Source organism: Pararhodobacter marinus (genome assembly GCF_003122215.1).
Taxonomy (GTDB): domain Bacteria; phylum Pseudomonadota; class Alphaproteobacteria; order Rhodobacterales; family Rhodobacteraceae; genus Pararhodobacter; species Pararhodobacter marinus.
On sequence record NZ_QEYD01000004.1, the window covers coordinates 134,540 to 151,106 of the forward strand.

A 16,567-nucleotide genomic window follows, 5' to 3' on the forward strand; every position below is an offset into this window, starting at 1 on the left:
TCGCCCGCCGGGCGCTGCGGCCATGCCGGGCGGCGCCCCGTTTTTCATCAATCCGCCCCCCTGCTGCCCGCATGGGCGGCGGCTTCGGTCAAGACGCGGGTGTCAGATGCGGTGCTCTTCGACCGGCGGTCTGGATTTCAAGAAAGCGAGGCTCTCGTTAAGATAGCCGGGCGGCAGGTCGCGCCCGATCACCACGATGCGCGTGGTCTTGTCGTCCTCGGGCCAGTGGCTCAGCGGCACTGGCGGATGAAAGATGTGCTGAACCCCGTGCAGCGCGAAGGGATGCTTCATGCCCTCGACATGCACCACGCCCTTGAGCCGCAGGATATCCGCCGCGGCCGAGTTCATCAGGCTTTCCAGCCACAGGTCGAACACGATGGGCGAGATCGGCTCGGCGATCTCGATGGATTGCGAGCTCACGCGCCCGTCATGGCTGGCCGGATAGCTGGCCGATCGCGGGCCCGCACCGAACAGCCCGTGGCTTTGCGTGCTGCCCATCGGTCGCGTGTCCTTCAGGCCCGAGAGCGGCGGCAGGGACGGCTTCGATTTCGCCGCCGCCACCCAGTCGAGCGCCTGCTTGCGCGAGCTTTCCTGCGTCGGCGACAGGCCGAACAGGATCGCCGGATCGATGCGCCCGTGATCGGCCTTCGTGCGCGGCGCCCCCGGGTTGATCGCGACGATGCGCGATTCGAAGTCCTGCAATTGCGCGGCGCTGACAAGATCGGTCTTGGTCAGCACGATACGGTCGGCCATGGCGATCTGCTGCACCGCCTCGAACTGCTTCTCCAGCGTGCGCGCGCCCGTCGCGGCATCCGCCGTGACCAGCACCCCGTCCAGCGCGAAATCGAAGGACAGGTCGCCATCCATCACCAGCGTCTGCACGATCGGGCCGGGATCGGCGATGCCCGTGGTTTCGATCACCACGCGGTCGAAATCCACTTCGCCCGCCTCGCGCCGGTCCCGCAGGTCGCCCAGCGTCTGCGACAGATCGCCGCGCACCGTGCAACACAGACAACCCGAGCCCATCAGCACCATCGTCTCGGTCGAGGATTCGATCAGGTCGTGATCCAGCCCGATCTCGCCGAATTCGTTGATCACCACGGCCGCGCGGTCCATGCCCGGATCTTTCAGCAGCGCGTTCAGAAGCGTGGTCTTGCCCGAGCCGAGAAAGCCGGTGAGCAGCGTGACGGGAATGGGCGCGGGCATGGGCATCTCCTGTATCTGCGCCAGAGCTAGGCCGCGCGAGGCCCGAGTGCAAGCCGCAGGCCGGAACGGGGCGGCCCCCGCGAAAGGGCCGCCCCGTCTGTCATCCACAGAAGTCCGGGGGCAGCGCCCCCTGCGCGCGGTCAATGCGCGCTGACCGGCTCCAGGTCATGCTCGCGCGCGACGAAGAACGCGGTCGGGCGATCCTGCGTCAGCGCGATGCATTCGCCGTCGTCGCTGTGCACGCCCCAGACCTCGACGCCGCCGGGGATCTGGCTGCGGATGTCGTCGGGCAGGGTGTCGATGTCGATTTGCCGGATATAGGCGAGTTTGCCGTCCGGAACGAAGGGATAGGGGGTTTGCATGTCCTTGCTCCTGTCAGCCGCGGGGAAAAGGCGCGGACGCGTCCGCGCGCGAAGATCTGGGGCGCGTGTCAGGGCGCGCGGGTGATGGGGATGGTCCGAACCACGGTTTCGGGCTCCCGCCTTTCAAGGGTAATCTCCAGAAGCCCGTTGTCGAGCCTTGCGCCCGCCACCTCGACCCCTTCGGCCAGCGCGAAGGCGCGGCGGAACTGGCGGGTGGCGATGCCGCGATGAAGAAAGACCCGCTCGTCGCCCGGGTCGGCCTGCTGACCGCGAATCGCCAATTGCCGGTCTTCCAGCGTGATGGCGATATCCTCGGCGGTGAAGCCCGCGACGGCGAGGGTGATGATGAAGCGATTGGGCTCCACCAGTTCGATGTTGAAGGGCGGATACCCGTCCGCCCCGGCGCGCGCAGTGCGTTCGACAAGCCGTTCGAGCGGCTCGAAACCCAAGAGCAGCGGGTGCGAGGGAAAGGCGAATTTCGTCATGGTCCGGTCCTGTATCAGCGACGCGCGACCCGGCCCCCGCTTGTGCGGCTGGCGCGGTGTCCCGACAAATATGGGGGGCGCACGGGCGCCCTGCAAGGGCTGGCGCGTCGCCCGGTCGGGTTCTGGTAACCCTCTGAAAGCTTTGCTTGTGCGGGGAAAGCGGCTACACTTCCTGCACCCTAAGTCGAGTCGATCACCGATGAATGCTCCCAGCGAACTGAACCACGAAGAGGTGCTGCGCGTGAAGCTCGAGGTGTTGCGCCGCGAGCATCGGGATCTCGACGAGGCGATCGCGGCCATGCATGACCGGGGCACCGGGGACGAACTGGCGATGAAGCGCCTCAAGAAGCGGAAATTGTCGCTCAAGGACGCCATTTCCCGCATCGAAGACGAATTGACGCCGGATATCATTGCCTGAAGCGGCGGGTCGAACGGGCCTGTTCCCGGCGGAACTGATGCCCCGTCGCTCTTGCGATTTCATGGACCCATAGCCACGCCGGACAAGGCAGGCTTTGAAACACGCAATCGCAACAAAGGTCGTCACCATGTCCCGCCACGCTCCCCGCCGCTTTTCCCTCGCTGCTGCCGGTCTCGCGCTTGCCGCTTCCGTCCTTTCCAGCCTGCCCGCCAGCGCTCAGGACGGGATGGTGTGGGAGTATCACCGCTATGTCGAGGCGAACCCGCTCGATACCTATCTGGGTCTGTCCTATGGCATCCCGCAAACCGATGCGGTGCGCGCATGGTCGCGCTGCAATATCGGGGCGAACTGGGTCTATGGCGCGCTCACGCTGGCCTATGACGTGTCGAACCTGAGCGAAGGCGACAAGGTCGAGGTCGAGATCATGGCGCCGGGCTATGCGATGTATCACGACGCGATGGTCGTGAAGCCGGAAGAGGGCACATGGGGGATCAGCGTGGCGCTGGATCTGTCCGATCCGCTCTGGGGCGTGATGGCGGGCCAGAACAGGCTGACCTACCAGGTTCCCGGCGGTGCGGTCGAGCACCTGCCCCTGAGCGGTCTGGCCAGCCATATGGGCCGCTATATCAGCGATTGCAGCCGGATCGGCGACCTGCGCGGCTGAATGTCAGCCCGGCACCCCGCGCCACAGCGTGACGCGGGTGCCGCCCAGATCGATCGCGGGCTCTGTCGCGCTCAGCGTCAGGCCCGTGGCCTTCACCAGCCCCGCATCGGGGGAAACCAGCCCGATGGTCCAGCCCTGAAACCGCTGCGCCAGCACCTGCCCCAGCGCGCCGTAAAGCGCAAACAGCATCTTCCGGTCGCCGATCCGCGCGCCCCAGGGCGGGTTGATGACGACGATACCGGGCGCCACGCTGTCGGGCGGGGTCAGCTCCGAGACCGGGCTGCGGGTGAAGCGGCACCAGTCGGCCACGCCCGCGCGCCGGGCATTGGCGGTCGCCCCCTGAATCGCGCCCTGATCGCGGTCCGAGCCGAAGAACCGGAGCTGCGCTTCCGGCTGAGGCGTGGTTTTCATCTTGTCGAAAGCCTGGGCGTCGAACGCGGCGAGTTTCTGAAAGGCGAAGTCCCGTTCGCGTCCGGGCAGAAGCCCCGCCGCCATTTCCGCCGCCTCGATCACGAAGGTGCCCGAGCCGCACATCGGGTCGACCACGGCCTGTGTGCCGTCGAAACCCAGCATCCGCAAAATCGCCGCCGCATGGGTTTCGCGCATCGGCGCCTTGCCGGTGAAGGTCTTGTGCCCGCGCTTGTGCAGCGATTCGCCCGAGCTATCGAGGCTGATCGTGCACAGATCGTCCTCGATCCGCGCCTTCACGACGATGGCGGCATCGGCGGCAATCGGCGCGCCCAGTGTCTCGGCGATTGCGCGCTCGATCCTCTGGGTCGCGGCCTTGGCGTGATAGATCTTCGACTTGCGGCAGGTTGCCTCGACCCTGACCGGTACATCCGGGCGCAGGACCGAGGCCCAGTCGACCTTGCGCGCGCGCTTGTCGAGCTGCGCCAGATGCATTGCCCGGAATTCGGCCACCCGTGCCAGCACCCGCGTCGCCGTCCTGAGCATCAGGTTGGCGCGCCAGATCTCGGGCCAGCCGCCCGCCACCTCGACCCCGCCGGGGACAAGCGTCACACCGTTGAACCCCGCCGCGCGGGCCTCGGCGGCGAGGGTTTCGTCCAGCCCGGGGGCGGCGACAAGGAAAAAGGTCTCTGGCATGGCCCCGGCTTACGCGCTTTCGCGCAAGGGGGCGAGAGCCTTTGCAACGCAGCCTCAAAATGCTAACGCCGCGCCACAGCAATCCAGGGGGACAGCATGGCCGTGGACGTGGGAATCATCATGGGCAGCCAATCGGACTGGCCAACGATGCGCGAGGCGGCGGCGATCCTCGACGAGTTGGGCATCTCCTACGAGACCAAGATCGTCTCGGCCCACCGCACGCCCGACCGGCTGTGGTCCTACGGCAAGACGGCAGCCGAGCGCGGGCTCAAGGTGATCATCGCGGGCGCCGGGGGGGCTGCGCATCTGCCCGGAATGATGGCCTCGAAAACGCGGATCCCCGTCGTCGGCGTGCCGATCCAGACCCGCGCCCTGTCGGGCGTCGACAGCCTCTATTCCATCGTGCAGATGCCCAAGGGCTTCCCCGTCGCGACCATGGCGATCGGCGGCGGCGCCAATGCCGGTCTGATGGCGGCGCAGATGCTGGCGGTGAGCGACGCGGCGCTGGCCGGACGCGTCGACGCGTGGCGCGAGGCGCTCAGCGCTTCCATCGCCGAGGAGCCCACGGATGAGTGAGACCTTGCAGCCGGGCGCGGTGATCGGAATTCTGGGCGGCGGGCAGCTGGGACGCATGCTGTCGGTGGCGGCGTCGCGGCTGGGGCTGCGCTGCCATGTCTACGACCCGGGCGCGAACCCGCCTGCCGGCCATGTGGCCGAGACGGTGACCACGGCACCCTGGGATGACGAGGCGGCGCTGCGCGCCTTCGCCGATTCGGTCGATGTCATCACCTATGAATTCGAAAACATCCCCACTGCGACGCTCGACCTGCTGGAAAGCCTGAAACCCGTGCGCCCGGGGCGCCGGGCCTTGGCCGTGTCACAGGACCGGCTGACGGAAAAGGATTTCCTGACCGGGCTGGGCCTGAAAACCGCGCCCTATCGCGACGTGCCGGACAGGGCGGCGCTGGACGCGGCCCTTGCCGAGATCGGCACGCCCGCCATCCTGAAAACCCGGCGTCTGGGCTATGACGGCAAGGGGCAGGCGCGGATCATGGAACCCGCGCAGGCGGGTGCGGCGCTGGACGAGATGGGCGGCGCCGAGGCGATTCTCGAAGGTTTCGTCGACTTCACGCACGAGGTTTCCGTCATCGCCGCGCGCGGCGTGACCGGCGAGGTCGCCTGCTACGATCCCGGCGAGAACGTGCACCGCGACGGCATCCTGCGCACGACGACGCTGCCAGCAAGGCTGGCCCCGGGCCAGCATATGGACGCCGTGCTGCTGGCGGGGAAGATCCTGAACGCGCTCGATTATGTCGGCGTCATGGGGGTCGAGCTGTTCGTCACCCCGCGCGGGCTGATCGTCAACGAGATCGCGCCCCGGGTACATAATTCGGGCCATTGGACGCAGGCCGGCTGCACGGTCGACCAGTTCGAGCAGCATATCCGCGCGGTGGCGGGGTGGCCTTTGGGCAACGGCCAGCGCTACGCGGATGTGGTGATGGAAAACCTGATCGGCGACGACGTGGACCGCGTGCCGGAGCTGGCGCGCGCGGCGGATGTGCAGATCCATCTCTACGGCAAGGGCGCCGCGCGACCGGGGCGCAAGATGGGTCACGTCAACCGGATCGTCCGGGGGTAGGCCGGGCCTCGGGGGCATCGAGCCCCCTCGGCCCGGCGGGCTGCCGCTCGCACCCGCCCGGAGGGGCCGCAGGCGCCCCCTCCGGACCTCCCCTCCGACCGTGCCAATGGATACCGGGGGACAAGGACGGATTAAGGGTTCGTTAACCCCCATCTTTACGCCGAAAATATCCTCGGGGGTGAATTTGCCGTCAGGCAAAGAGGGGGCAGACAGCCCCCTTTCTTCAGGTCCGAAAGCGCAACGCGAAAAACCCCGCCGAAGCGGGGCCTTCTGAACTCAACGTCTGCCCCGGTCGATCAGGCTGCGGCCTTGGCCAGTTCTTTCTTCACGGCCAGCATGCGGTCCGAAAGCTCGACATCCTTCGCCTTGGCGAGGAACGCGTCGAGGCCACCGCGGTGGTCGACCGAGCGCAGGGCCGAGGCCGAGATGCGCATCTTGAAGCTTTTGCCAAGCGTTTCCGACGCCAGGGTCACATCGACCAGGTTCGGCAGGAAGCGCCGCTTGGTCTTGTTGTTGGCGTGGCTCACGTTGTTGCCCGACATCGGGCCCTTACCGGTCAGTTCGCAGCGGCGCGACATGGTGTCATCCTCGTCTTTATCAGGCGGGCGCCGGTTTGCGAAAGCGGGGGCGCCGTCAACAGCAGAGGCCGCTGCAACGCAGGGCCCGGAAACTCGTGGGGCGTCTTAGGCGGAATTGACACCGTCGTCAAGGGATTCGCGCAAATCGGGCAGGGCGGCGATCATCGCACGGGCGGCGGCCGCGGCCGCGGTCTCGCCCCTGGCCACCTTTTCGGCCAGTTCGGCCATCTTCGCGCGCGCCGCCGGGCGGTCGAGACCGGCCAGAAGCGCCTGTTTCACCTCTTCGCGGAACCAGTGGCGCGCCTGTTCGTCGCGGCGCGATTGCCAGAAGCCGTTGGCCTTGCGCCAGTCGGCCAGATCGGTGATCTGCTGCCAGACATTCGCAAGCCCTTCCTCGTTCAGAGCCGAGGCGGTCATCGCCTTGGGAAAGCCCGGCGCGTCCTGCGGGCGTTTGCGGAGCAGCCGCAGCGCGCCCGCGTAATCGGCGCAGGTGCGGGTGGCGGTGGCCTTGAGGTCGCCATCGGCCTTGTTCACCACGATCAGGTCGGCGGCTTCCATGATGCCGCGTTTGACGCCCTGCAATTCGTCTCCGCCTGCCGGGGCGAGCAGCAGCGCGAAGACGTCGCTGAGTTCGGCGACCACGGTTTCCGACTGGCCCACGCCCACGGTCTCGATCAGCACCACGTCGAAACCCGCCGCCTCGCACAGGGCCACGGCCTCGCGCGTGCGGCGGGCGACGCCGCCCAGATGCGACTGGCTGGGCGAGGGGCGGATGAAGGCGTTGGGGTTGCGCGACAGGCGCTCCATCCGCGTCTTGTCGCCCAGGATCGAGCCGCCGGTACGGGCGCTCGACGGGTCCACGGCAAGGACGGCGATCTTCAGCCCCTTGTCGGCCAAGAGCGTGCCGAAGCTTTCGATGAAGGTGGATTTGCCGACGCCCGGCGTGCCCGAAAGCCCGATTCGCAGCGCCTGGCGGCCATGGCCGGCCAGTTCGGTCAGCAGCGCGGTGGCCTGCTCGCGGTGATCGGGGCGGGTCGATTCGACCAGCGTGATCGCACGGGCAAGCGCGCGGCGGTCGGTGTCGAGGATGCGCGCGGCGAGATCGGAAGAGGGGCTGTCGCTCATACCCCTTCCTTGCCCGCTGGCGCGGGCTCTGTCCAGAGCGCAGGCAGGGGGGGCTGAGCCCCCCGTGCCGTCCGTGTTGTCGTGTGGGCCTCAGGCCGTGGCGCGGCGCTGGCGGCTGGTGACGAGCGCCCCGAAAACCGCGATCGCGGCGATCTGGGCCGAGATCACGGCGGGCCAGATCAGCGGGAATTGCGCGTCGAGGTATTTCTGCGGCCCGAACGAGGCGAGCGCGGCAAGGGCGGCCAGTCCGGCCAGCAGGCGCCCGGCGCGGCTGTCCAGTGGGCCAAGGATCATCGCGGCGATGGCGGCGGCGATGGCCGCGCCCAGGAACGGCCCCATCCCGAAGAGCGGGATCGTGGCGGGCGGATGCGGGGCAACGCCCGCATAGAGCGAGCCCAGCATGATCCCCTGCAGGATCACGAGCGCGGCGAGGGCCGCATAGCTCTGGCGATGGGTCTGGGACATGGAAACCTCCTTTGGCGTAATTTGGTGTACGGTTGCCATTATCCGTAATTGCCGTTACGGTTTCTGTCAACGGATTTTCCGGAGGGGTTCATGCGCGACGAGACACGCGAGGCACGACAGGCGCAGATCGAGAGTGCGGCCTATGCCGTGCTGGAGGAAAAGGGCTATTCCGGCGCGTCGATGCTGGCCATTGCGCGGCGGGCGAAGGCGTCGAACGAGACGCTTTACAACTGGTACGGCGACAAGACGGGCCTGTTCCATGCGCTGGTGCGGCGCAACGCGGCCGAACTGCGCGAGATGCTCGCGGCGCAGATCGCGGGGGGCGGCGACGCTCTTGCGGCGCTGGAACGGCTGGGGCCTGCCCTGCTGGCGGTGCTGACGGGCGAGCGCGCGGTGGCCTTGAACCGGGCTGCTGCGGCGGATCCGACCGGCGAGCTGGGTCAGGCCATCGGCCGCGAAGGGCGCGAGACGATCGCCCCGCTGATCGGGCAATTGCTGGAGCAGGCGCGGGCGCAGGGGGCGCTGGCGTTCGACGAGGTCGACGACGTGCGGGAGGTTTATCTGGGGCTGCTGATCGGCGACGTGCAGATCCGCCGGGTCATCGGGCGGATGGAAGCGCCCGACGCGGCGGCCTGCGCCGCGCGGGGAAAGCGGGCGCTGGCGCTGTTGAAGCGGCTCTACGCGCCGTGACAGGCCGGGAACGGCGCTTCGGACCAGGGACGCCGGAAAAGGCGGGGGCGCAGGGCCCCCGCCCGGTCGTTCAGTGGTCGTGGCCGCTCATCGTGGCGCCTTCGGGCATCTGGCCCGGCATCCGCTCGTTATCGACGGTGACCGGGAAGGTGCTTTCGCTGCCATCGGCGAAGATCAGCGTCAGGTCGAACGTGTCGCCCTGTTCCAGCGCCCGCGTCAGGCCCATGAGCATGACATGCTTGCCGCCCCGTTCCAGCACCAGTTCGCCATCGGCGGGAAGCGGGAAGCCCTCTTCGACATGGATCATGCGGGCGACGCCGTTGTCGCCGATTTCGTGGGTGTGAAGCTCGGTGCGCTCGGCGACGTCGCTGCGGGCGCCGGCGATATGGCAATCCTCGGTGCCGTGGTTGTGCAGCACCATGAAGGCCGCGCCCGATTGCGACATCGAGGTCGAGAAGCGGGCATAGGCGTCATGCGGGCCAAACCCCTCGCAGGCGAGGGCGGGCATGGCGAAAAGGGCCGCGGCGGCGGCAAGCGGAAGGATACGGATCATCGGTTTTGTCCTGTCTTGAAAGGGGTCTGAAACGAAGGGGTCAGACCGGGACAGGGGGCGCGCGCGAATGGCGGTGAACCGGCGCTTCGGGCGCGGGCATGGGGATGTCGCGGCGCGCATAGGTCACGGGCGTCAGCGTGCCCGTCAGCACCGGCAGCGGCGTCGCGGTTTCGGTCAACGCGGCCAGCGCGGGCGTGCATTCGGGGCACAGGATGCGCTTGTCGTCGACCGGGTTGCCGTCGGCGTCCAGCGTGATCGTCGTGGCGCCGAAACCCGTGCAGACGACGATCTGACCCGCGCCGCGCATCTGGTAATGCGCCGAGGCCATCGCCACCGATCCGGTGACGAAGCCCAGCACAAGGCCGATCAGAAACAGGCTGCGGATCAGGGCGCGCATGGAGGATGTATAAGCGGCGGCGAGCGGGTCGGCTAGTGCGACCAAACGCGCGGGATCAGCGCCTTGATGCGGCCCGCATGGCCGTCGGGCGCGGCGCAGGCATCGGCGGCCAGCGCACGGGCGGCGTCGAGCAGGGCCTCGGGCGCTTCCAGCCGGTCGACAAGCCCCCAGGCCAGCGCCTCGGACGCTTCGACGCGGGCGCCGCCCATCAGGATCATCCGTGTGCGCCCCGGACCGATCAGCGCGGCCATGCGCGCGGGATCCGAGGGCTGCGGCAGAAAGCCCAGCTTCATCACCGGGTAGAAGAACTTGGCCGTGGGCACCGCAAGCCGGATGTCGCAGGCCAGCGCCATGCCGAACGCGCCGCCCGCCAGCGTGCCGTTCAGCGCGGCAATCGTCAGGCAGGGCAGGGCGGCAACGGTGCCCGACAGCTCTTCCCAGACCGGATCGGTGGCAAGGCCCGCGCGCGCCTCGTCCAGATCGGCGCCGGCGGAAAAGACCTTGCCCGTGCCGGTCAGGATGACAGCCTTCTGCGTCGCTCCGGCATCTCTCAGATGGCCGATCAGGTCGAGCATCATCGCGCGGGTCAGCGAATTGGCGTTGTCGGGCCGGTCGAGCGACAGGATTGTCAGCGCGCCCTCATCCGCGCGCCGGATCATCGCGACAGCCCGATACGGTTGCGCACGCCCTCGTCGCGCAACGAGACCTCGGCGCCCAGGAAATCGTCGGCGTCGGGCGTGCACATCCAGGCCAAGGCCTCGGCCGGCCATTCGGGCGGGATATGCGTCTCCCAGTCGATCTGGCTGACCGCGTTGACGCCCGAATCGCGGATCGCGCGCTGCATGTCGGTGGCGACGGTCCCCGGAGACAGCGAGAGCACGCGCACCCGGTCGCCCGCTTCCAGATGGGCCGAGCGGGTCAGCATGATCGCTCCCGCTTTCGAGGCGCAATAACCGCTCCAACCTTCGAGCGGGTTGTAGGCCGCGCCCGATCCCACGGTCAGGATCGTGCCCGCGCCCTGCGCCTGCATCACGGGCAGCGCGGCCCACATGCCGTGGAACACGCCCTTCAGGTTGATGTCGATCTGCTGGCCCCAGACGGCGGGATCCGCGCCCGCCATCAGCGCGATCGGGTCGATCGTACCGGCATTGTTGATCAGCACGTCCAGCCGGCCACGGTCGCGCACCACCTGCTCGACCGCGTCCTTGACCTGGAACGGGTCGGCGACATCGCAGGTCAGCTGCAGTGCGCCGGTCTCCGCCGCCACCGCTTTCAGCCCGGCCGAGGGCCGGCCAGCCAGTGCAAGCACCGCGCCGGCCCGGGCGAAGCGGCGCGCGGTGGCCGCGCCGATGCCCCGGCTGGCGCCGGTGATCAGCACGACCTTGTCGCGCAGAAGGGCATCGCGGTCGGATTGATCGGTCATGTCGCGTCTCCGTGAACGGGGGCTTCGATCCTTGCAACCTAGGTAACGCGCTGTTTTACGCCTGACCATCCCCGGGTCGAGGCTTTTCGCTTGACCATCCCGGACCGGACGCCAGAATCCCGGCAATTCGCCGCAAGGCCAAAAGGAGTTTTCAGCCATGCAAACCGTTTCAAAACCGATGCGGGCCGTCACGCGCCGGGCGATGGCCCCGGCGCTGATCGCGGGCTTCGCGCTGTGCGGGCCGGCCACGGCGCAGTCGATGAGCGCGAGCGAGGCCTGGGACGGTCTGCAATCGCTGGCGGGCGAGTCGGGCCTGTCGATCAGCACCACGGGCGTGAACGAGGCGGGCGGCGTGGTCACGCTGTCGGGCGTGCGGATCTTTCCGACCAACGATCCCAACGAGGTCGTCGTCAGCATGGACGAGATGCACATCGAGCCGCGCGGCGAGCAGATCGCGCTGGTGCCCTCGCCGGTCGTGTCGGTCTCGGTGATGACGGGCGGCGGCGTCACGCGCGACTTCGAAGTCACCCATTCGGGCGAGATCGTCGGCATGGTGGACGACGAGAACGCCGTTCTGGACCTGGATTTCGCCAGCCTCGCGGCGCGGATGCTGCCCAGCCAGAGCGCCAAGGGCGCGCCGCTGCCGGGCCGGTTCTCGATGGAATTCGCGGATTTCGACGCGGCGCTTCGCGCCAGTGCCGAAGGGGCGGTCGATGTGGTGATCGGTGCCGACAGCCTGACTTATGACGTGGAATACCGCGACCCCGCCGGCACCGCGGGCAACACGGTCGCGCAGGCGGGCACGATGGAGGCGCCGCGCATCACCTTCACGGGGACCGAGATGGACATGCTCTCGGACGAGCCGGGAATGCTGGCGCGCGCCTTCGATGCGGGATTCTCGGCGGTGCTCGAATTCTCGACCGGCGGATCCGAGCAGACCTCGCGGCAGATGATGGGCGAGGCCCCGTTGACGATGACGTCCGAAGGCGCGGCCAGCTCGATGCGGCTCGCGGCGCTCGACGGGCGGGTCGATCTGACCGGCACCGCCGGCACCGTCGCGGTCTCGGGCAGCTATGGCCCGATGCAGGGCGCGGCCACCTTCGGCAGCGCCGATGCGGCCTTCGGCTTCCCGCTGGTCGTGACCGAGGACGATCAGCAATTCCGCTACAGGGTCGCGCTGAACGACGTCTCGATTTCGCCGGAACTGCTGACGATGATGGGGGCCGGCACCTTCGCGGGCGACAGCCTTTCGGTCGTGCTGGACCTGGGCGCGATGGGGCGCCTGACGCAGGAACTGGGTCCAGAATGGGCCGAATCCGACACGCCGCCGCTGGATATCAGCAGTTTCAGCCTTGACGATCTGCGCCTTGCCGTCGGCGACAGCGAGCTGACCGGCTCGGGCGCGGTCGACCTGGTAGGAGGGCTGATGGCACAGATCGGACGGCCGATGCCCGAGGCGAACGGCGATTTCACCTTCGACCTCGTGGGCGGCGAGCGGCTGCTGACGCGGCTGCAATCGATGGGAATCATCCCGCAGGATCAGCTTTTCGTCGTGCGCATGATGATGAACGGCTTCTCGCGTTCGGTGGGCGAGGATCACCTGCGCTCGGACGTGGCGATCCGCCCGGGCGGGCAGATCACGGTGAACGGGGCGCCGCTGCCGTTCTGATCGCGGCGATCGGACACCATCTTGCGGCGCGCGGGCCATCGCTCGCGCGCCGTTTGCGTATCGGCCTTGCAACACGCCCGATGCCGCGCCTGGCGCGCGCAACATGCCCCTTGATCGGAAAACGCGGCGGTGCTACCTGCGCCGTCATGTTCACGCAATCGACCCTCAAGCGCACCATGAAGACCACCGCTTCGGCGGGGGTGCATCGGGTGTGCGCGGTCGACAGATCGAACTGACATCCCCGAAAGCCCCGCCGGAAACCGGACGGGGCGCGCAGGGAAAAAAGCGGTCTCGTCCTTCGATACAGGAAGACGATGATGACCGACCTTCTCGATCCCCCCGCTTCGTTGCCGCCCGTTCAGGACGCGCCCGCGCCATCCGCTGCGCGGCCCCCGATCAACCGCCGCCTGCCCGCGCATCCCGTCGTCGCCATCGTCGGCGCGACCGGCGCGGTGGGGATCGAGCTGATCGAGAGCCTGACCGCGCGCGATTTTCCGGTGGCGCGGTTGAAGCTGCTGGCCTCGGCCCGCTCGGCGGGACTGCGGCTGCCCTTCCGGGGCCGCGAGATCGTCGTGGAGGAACTGACCGAAGACAGTTTCGAGGGCGTCGACGTCGCGTTCTTCTCGGCCGGGGCGACGATCTCGCGCCGCTTCGTCCCCCTGGCGGTAAAGGCGGGTGCGGTGGTGGTGGACAATTCCTCGGCCTTCCGGATGGATCCCGGCGTGCCGCTGATCGTCCCCGAGGTGAACGCGCCCGCGATGGCGGCGCATGAGGGCATCATCGCCAATCCCAATTGCGTGGCGGCGATCCTGACCGTCGCGCTGGCGCCGCTGGCGCAGGCGGCGCGGATCCGGCGGCTGAACGTCGCGACCTATCAGGCGGCCTCGGGCGCCGGGGCGGCGGCGATGGAGGAATTGCGGGCGGCGACGGGGGCTTATCTGGACGGCCAGCCTTTCACGCCCAAAGTGCTGCCGCATCCCTATGCGTTCAACTTCTTCAGCCATAACGCGGATGTCGATCCCGACACGGGGTATAATGGCGAAGAGGACAAGGTCGTGGCCGAAACCCGGCGCATCATGGGCCGCCCGGATCTGCCGGTGGGGATCACCTGTATTCGCGTGCCGGTGCTGCGCGCGCATGGCATGGCGGTAAATGTCGAATTCGATCGTCCCATCTCACTCGAAGAAGCGCGCCAGCTTATCGGCGTGGCACCGGGACTGCGGCTGGTCGACGACCGCGTCGGCAACCACTTCCCGATGCCGGTCGAGGCCACCGGGCAGGAGGCCGTTCTGGTCGGACGGCTGCGCGAGGATCTGGGCGATCCGTCGGGGCGGTCACTCGCCCTGTTCATCGTGGGCGACCAGCTGCTGAAAGGCGCCGCGCTGAACGCGGTTCAGATCGCCGAGACGCTGCTGCCGCGCTGAGCGCGCGATGCGGGGATCGGTGCGTGCAAGCACGCACCCTACAGCGTGGGCGAGAGGCCGCCTTGTTCCGCGTCAGGCTGCCGGGAGGGGACGGGTCCAGCAAGCGAGGCCCGCCATCCCGTGCGGCGTTGTAGGGTGCGTGCTTGCACGCACCGCCCCGGCCACGGAAAAGGGCCCCGGCATCGCTGCCGGGGCCCTTCCTTTCCCTGAGCGGAACGACCGATTATTCGGAATCGTCCTTGCTCTCGGTGATTTCCTCGCCGGTTTCCTGATCGACCATCTTCATCGCCAGACGCACCTTGCCGCGATCGTCGAAGCCCAGAAGCTTCACTTTCACTTCCTGGCCTTCCTTCAGCAGGTCCGACGGATGGTTCAGGCGCTTGTTGGCGATCTGCGACACGTGGACGAGACCGTCGCGCTTGCCGAAGAAGTTCACGAAGGCGCCGAAATCGACGATCTTCACCACGGTACCGGTGTAGATCTTGCCCGCTTCCGGCTCGGCCACGATCGAATAGATCATGTCGTGGGCCTTCTTGATCGCCTCGGCATCCGACGAGGCGATCTTGATCACGCCGTCATCGTTGATATCGACCTTGGCGCCCGAGGTTTCGACGATCTCGCGGATGACCTTGCCGCCCGAGCCGATCACTTCGCGGATCTTGTCGGTGGGGATGGTCATGGTCTCGATCTTCGGCGCGTACTGGCTGAAGCCCGAGGGGGCCGACAGGGACTTGCCCATCTCCCCCAGGATGTGCATCCGGCCGTCCTTGGCCTGCGCCAGGGCTTGCTCCATGATCTCGAAGGTGATGCCCGAGACCTTGATGTCCATCTGCAGCGAGGTGATGCCCGTTTCCGTGCCCGCGACCTTGAAGTCCATGTCGCCGAGGTGATCCTCGTCGCCGAGGATGTCGGTCAGCACCGCGAAGCGGCCGTCGTCTTCCAGGATCAGGCCCATCGCCACGCCGGCGACCGGCGCTTTCAGCGGCACGCCCGCATCCATCATCGACAGCGAACCGCCGCAGACGGTGGCCATCGAGGACGAACCGTTCGATTCGGTGATCTCGGACACCATGCGGATCGTGTAGGGGAAATCGGTGGCGGCGGGCAGGACGGCCTGCAGCGCGCGCCAGGCGAGTTTCCCGTGGCCGATCTCGCGGCGGCCCGGCGACCCCATGCGGCCCACTTCGCCGACCGAATACGGCGGGAAGTTGTAGTGCAGCAGGAAGTTCGACTTGTAGGTGCCGGTCAGGGCATCCACGAACTGCTCGTCATCGCCGGTGCCCAGCGTCGCCACGCAGAGCGACTGGGTTTCGCCCCGGGTGAACAGCGCCGACCCGTGCGCGCGCGGCAGGACCGAGGTTTCCGACACGATCGGGCGGATATCGGTCGTCGAGCGGCCGTCGATACGCGGGGCGCCGTTGATCACGTCACCGCGCAGGATCGAGGCTTCCAGCTTCTTCATCGCGGTGTCGAGCTGGCTGTCGGCCAGTTCTTCCTCGGTCAGCTGCGCCTTGATGGCGGCACGGGCTTCCGAGATCGCGTTGACGCGCTGTTGCTTGTCCTTGATGCCGAAGGCGGCGCGCATCTGCGTTTCGCCCAGTTCCTTGATGCGGGCCAGGATCGCCGAATAGTCGGGCGCTTCGAAGTCGAAGGGCTCTTTCGCGCATTCCTCGGCGAAGTCGATGATCAGGCCGATCACCGGCTGGTAGCTTTCATGCGCGAATTTCACCGCGCCCAGCATCTCGGCTTCCGACAGCTCGTAGGCTTCGGATTCGACCATCATCACCGCGTCGGCGGTGCCGGCCACGACCAGGTCCAGGCGCTGCTCGGGATTCTCGCGCAGCTTGACCATGTCGTCGCATTCGGGGTTCAGCACGTATTCGCCATCGACGAAGCCGACGCGCGCGGCGGCGATCGGGCCCATGAACGGCACGCCCGAAATGGTCAGCGCGGCCGAGGCGGCGATCATCGCGACGATGTCGGGCTCGTTCACCAGGTCATGCGACAGCACGGTGGTGACGACCAGCACTTCGTTCTTGAAGCCGTCGACGAAAAGCGGGCGGATCGGGCGGTCGATCAGGCGCGAGGTCAGCGTCTCTTTTTCCGAGGGACGGCCTTCACGCTTGAAGAAGCCACCGGGGATCTTGCCCGCGGCATAGGTGCGTTCCTGGTAATGGACGGTCAGCGGGAAGAAATCCTGACCCGGCTTGGGCGCCTTGGCAAAGGTCACGTTGGCCATGACCGAGGTCTCGCCCAGCGTGGCGATGACCGAGCCGTCGGCCTGACGGGCAACGCGCCCCGTTTCCAGCGTGAGCGTTTCCTGGCCCCACTGGATCGATTTCTTGGTGATATTGAACATTCAGTT

19 protein-coding genes are annotated in these 16,567 nt (G+C 67.7%); 7 read left to right on the top strand and 12 right to left on the bottom strand.

Translation table 11 applies throughout. The features are described from left to right. Positions 1-102: 102 nt before the first annotated feature. The 3 genes from C4N9_RS07500 to C4N9_RS07510 all read right to left on the bottom strand — a co-directional run bounded on the left by C4N9_RS07500 (position 103) and on the right by C4N9_RS07510 (position 2,053). Positions 103-1,206 carry a CobW family GTP-binding protein gene (locus C4N9_RS07500; protein WP_109532697.1) on the bottom strand — a complete coding sequence of 368 codons (1,104 nt, stop codon included), beginning with the start codon at positions 1,204-1,206 and terminating at the stop codon, positions 103-105. A gap of 140 nt (positions 1,207-1,346) precedes the next feature. Then, positions 1,347-1,568 carry a DUF1150 family protein gene (locus C4N9_RS07505; RefSeq protein ID WP_109532698.1) on the bottom strand — a complete coding sequence of 74 codons (222 nt, stop codon included), beginning with the start codon at positions 1,566-1,568 and terminating at the stop codon, positions 1,347-1,349. A 68-nt stretch (positions 1,569-1,636) separates the two neighbouring features. Continuing rightward, positions 1,637-2,053, bottom strand: coding sequence for an Hsp20 family protein (locus C4N9_RS07510; protein WP_109532699.1), 417 nt, complete (start codon positions 2,051-2,053; stop codon positions 1,637-1,639). Between the two features lie 199 nt (positions 2,054-2,252). On the opposite strand from C4N9_RS07510, the gene C4N9_RS07515 reads away from it, so the two are divergent. Next, complete coding sequence (locus C4N9_RS07515; protein WP_109532700.1) at positions 2,253-2,471, top strand: YdcH family protein; 219 nt, start codon at positions 2,253-2,255, stop codon at positions 2,469-2,471. A gap of 127 nt (positions 2,472-2,598) precedes the next feature. Then, complete coding sequence (locus C4N9_RS07520) at positions 2,599-3,135, top strand: hypothetical protein (RefSeq protein WP_146195133.1); 537 nt, start codon at positions 2,599-2,601, stop codon at positions 3,133-3,135. 3 nt (positions 3,136-3,138) lie between these two features. Here C4N9_RS07520 and C4N9_RS07525 read toward each other — a convergent pair whose 3' ends face one another. Then, on the bottom strand, positions 3,139-4,239 hold the full coding sequence (locus C4N9_RS07525) for a THUMP domain-containing class I SAM-dependent RNA methyltransferase (RefSeq protein WP_109532702.1): 1,101 nt from the start codon (positions 4,237-4,239) through the stop codon (positions 3,139-3,141). 96 nt (positions 4,240-4,335) lie between these two features. Between C4N9_RS07525 and purE the strand changes: the two genes are divergently transcribed. Then, positions 4,336-4,815: a 5-(carboxyamino)imidazole ribonucleotide mutase gene (gene purE, locus C4N9_RS07530; protein WP_109532703.1), complete on the top strand. Its 480-nt coding sequence runs from the start codon at positions 4,336-4,338 to the stop codon at positions 4,813-4,815. Then, a complete protein-coding gene (locus tag C4N9_RS07535) occupies positions 4,808-5,878 on the top strand; it encodes a 5-(carboxyamino)imidazole ribonucleotide synthase (protein ID WP_109532704.1) in 1,071 nt (356 codons plus the stop codon). The genes purE and C4N9_RS07535 overlap by 8 nt, the downstream gene beginning before the upstream one ends. A 296-nt stretch (positions 5,879-6,174) precedes the next feature. Here the strand turns inward: C4N9_RS07535 and rpmB are convergent, their stop codons facing one another. The 3 genes from rpmB to C4N9_RS07550 all read right to left on the bottom strand — a co-directional run bounded on the left by rpmB (position 6,175) and on the right by C4N9_RS07550 (position 8,046). Then, positions 6,175-6,456 carry a 50S ribosomal protein L28 gene (gene rpmB, locus C4N9_RS07540; protein WP_109532705.1) on the bottom strand — a complete coding sequence of 94 codons (282 nt, stop codon included), beginning with the start codon at positions 6,454-6,456 and terminating at the stop codon, positions 6,175-6,177. Positions 6,457-6,561: 105 nt separating this feature from the next. Next, a complete protein-coding gene (gene meaB / locus C4N9_RS07545; protein ID WP_109532706.1) occupies positions 6,562-7,581 on the bottom strand; it encodes a methylmalonyl Co-A mutase-associated GTPase MeaB in 1,020 nt (339 codons plus the stop codon). 90 nt (positions 7,582-7,671) lie between these two features. Next, positions 7,672-8,046, bottom strand: a complete 375-nt coding sequence (locus C4N9_RS07550) for a hypothetical protein (RefSeq protein ID WP_109532707.1) — start codon at positions 8,044-8,046, stop codon at positions 7,672-7,674. Between the two features lie 90 nt (positions 8,047-8,136). On the opposite strand from C4N9_RS07550, the gene C4N9_RS07555 reads away from it, so the two are divergent. After that, the gene (locus C4N9_RS07555) at positions 8,137-8,736 is read left to right on the top strand and encodes a TetR/AcrR family transcriptional regulator (protein ID WP_109532708.1); all 600 of its coding nucleotides are present in this window, start codon (positions 8,137-8,139) and stop codon (positions 8,734-8,736) included. Between the two features lie 70 nt (positions 8,737-8,806). On the opposite strand, the gene C4N9_RS07560 is transcribed toward C4N9_RS07555, so the two are convergent. The 4 genes from C4N9_RS07560 to C4N9_RS07575 are packed head-to-tail and all read right to left on the bottom strand — an operon-like array spanning position 8,807 to position 11,109. Further along, positions 8,807-9,289: a copper chaperone PCu(A)C gene (locus C4N9_RS07560; protein WP_109532709.1), complete on the bottom strand. Its 483-nt coding sequence runs from the start codon at positions 9,287-9,289 to the stop codon at positions 8,807-8,809. 40 nt (positions 9,290-9,329) lie between these two features. Next, the gene (locus tag C4N9_RS07565) at positions 9,330-9,686 is read right to left on the bottom strand and encodes a hypothetical protein (protein WP_109532710.1); all 357 of its coding nucleotides are present in this window, start codon (positions 9,684-9,686) and stop codon (positions 9,330-9,332) included. A gap of 32 nt (positions 9,687-9,718) precedes the next feature. Then, positions 9,719-10,345: an enoyl-CoA hydratase/isomerase family protein gene (locus tag C4N9_RS07570; RefSeq protein ID WP_109532711.1), complete on the bottom strand. Its 627-nt coding sequence runs from the start codon at positions 10,343-10,345 to the stop codon at positions 9,719-9,721. Continuing rightward, on the bottom strand, positions 10,342-11,109 hold the full coding sequence (locus tag C4N9_RS07575) for an SDR family oxidoreductase (RefSeq protein WP_109532712.1): 768 nt from the start codon (positions 11,107-11,109) through the stop codon (positions 10,342-10,344). Before C4N9_RS07575 ends, C4N9_RS07570 begins: the two co-directional genes overlap by 4 nt. Before the next feature lie 157 nt (positions 11,110-11,266). On the opposite strand from C4N9_RS07575, the gene C4N9_RS07580 reads away from it, so the two are divergent. After that, positions 11,267-12,778, top strand: a complete 1,512-nt coding sequence (locus C4N9_RS07580; protein ID WP_146195134.1) for a DUF2125 domain-containing protein — start codon at positions 11,267-11,269, stop codon at positions 12,776-12,778. A 317-nt stretch (positions 12,779-13,095) separates the two neighbouring features. Further along, positions 13,096-14,202: an aspartate-semialdehyde dehydrogenase gene (locus C4N9_RS07585; protein WP_210403992.1), complete on the top strand. Its 1,107-nt coding sequence runs from the start codon at positions 13,096-13,098 to the stop codon at positions 14,200-14,202. 223 nt (positions 14,203-14,425) lie between these two features. On the opposite strand, the gene pnp is transcribed toward C4N9_RS07585, so the two are convergent. Beyond that, complete coding sequence (gene pnp, locus C4N9_RS07590; protein ID WP_109532715.1) at positions 14,426-16,561, bottom strand: polyribonucleotide nucleotidyltransferase; 2,136 nt, start codon at positions 16,559-16,561, stop codon at positions 14,426-14,428. Positions 16,562-16,567 lie beyond the last annotated feature (6 nt).

What these genes read in the sequence shown, in the direction of transcription:
- C4N9_RS07500 (WP_109532697.1), bottom strand. Translation starts at nt 1,206, where the DNA reads ATGCCCGCGCCCATTCCCGTCACGCTGCTCACCGGCTTTCTCGGCTCG.
- C4N9_RS07505 (WP_109532698.1), bottom strand. Translation starts at nt 1,568, where the DNA reads ATGCAAACCCCCTATCCCTTCGTTCCGGACGGCAAACTCGCCTATATC.
- C4N9_RS07510 (WP_109532699.1), bottom strand. Translation starts at nt 2,053, where the DNA reads ATGACGAAATTCGCCTTTCCCTCGCACCCGCTGCTCTTGGGTTTCGAG.
- C4N9_RS07515 (WP_109532700.1), top strand. Translation starts at nt 2,253, where the DNA reads ATGAATGCTCCCAGCGAACTGAACCACGAAGAGGTGCTGCGCGTGAAG.
- C4N9_RS07520 (WP_146195133.1), top strand. Translation starts at nt 2,599, where the DNA reads ATGTCCCGCCACGCTCCCCGCCGCTTTTCCCTCGCTGCTGCCGGTCTC.
- C4N9_RS07525 (WP_109532702.1), bottom strand. Translation starts at nt 4,239, where the DNA reads ATGCCAGAGACCTTTTTCCTTGTCGCCGCCCCCGGGCTGGACGAAACC.
- purE (WP_109532703.1), top strand. Translation starts at nt 4,336, where the DNA reads ATGGCCGTGGACGTGGGAATCATCATGGGCAGCCAATCGGACTGGCCA.
- C4N9_RS07535 (WP_109532704.1), top strand. Translation starts at nt 4,808, where the DNA reads ATGAGTGAGACCTTGCAGCCGGGCGCGGTGATCGGAATTCTGGGCGGC.
- rpmB (WP_109532705.1), bottom strand. Translation starts at nt 6,456, where the DNA reads ATGTCGCGCCGCTGCGAACTGACCGGTAAGGGCCCGATGTCGGGCAAC.
- meaB (WP_109532706.1), bottom strand. Translation starts at nt 7,581, where the DNA reads ATGAGCGACAGCCCCTCTTCCGATCTCGCCGCGCGCATCCTCGACACC.
- C4N9_RS07550 (WP_109532707.1), bottom strand. Translation starts at nt 8,046, where the DNA reads ATGTCCCAGACCCATCGCCAGAGCTATGCGGCCCTCGCCGCGCTCGTG.
- C4N9_RS07555 (WP_109532708.1), top strand. Translation starts at nt 8,137, where the DNA reads ATGCGCGACGAGACACGCGAGGCACGACAGGCGCAGATCGAGAGTGCG.
- C4N9_RS07560 (WP_109532709.1), bottom strand. Translation starts at nt 9,289, where the DNA reads ATGATCCGTATCCTTCCGCTTGCCGCCGCCGCGGCCCTTTTCGCCATG.
- C4N9_RS07565 (WP_109532710.1), bottom strand. Translation starts at nt 9,686, where the DNA reads ATGCGCGCCCTGATCCGCAGCCTGTTTCTGATCGGCCTTGTGCTGGGC.
- C4N9_RS07570 (WP_109532711.1), bottom strand. Translation starts at nt 10,345, where the DNA reads ATGATCCGGCGCGCGGATGAGGGCGCGCTGACAATCCTGTCGCTCGAC.
- C4N9_RS07575 (WP_109532712.1), bottom strand. Translation starts at nt 11,109, where the DNA reads ATGACCGATCAATCCGACCGCGATGCCCTTCTGCGCGACAAGGTCGTG.
- C4N9_RS07580 (WP_146195134.1), top strand. Translation starts at nt 11,267, where the DNA reads ATGCAAACCGTTTCAAAACCGATGCGGGCCGTCACGCGCCGGGCGATG.
- C4N9_RS07585 (WP_210403992.1), top strand. Translation starts at nt 13,096, where the DNA reads ATGACCGACCTTCTCGATCCCCCCGCTTCGTTGCCGCCCGTTCAGGAC.
- pnp (WP_109532715.1), bottom strand. Translation starts at nt 16,561, where the DNA reads ATGTTCAATATCACCAAGAAATCGATCCAGTGGGGCCAGGAAACGCTC.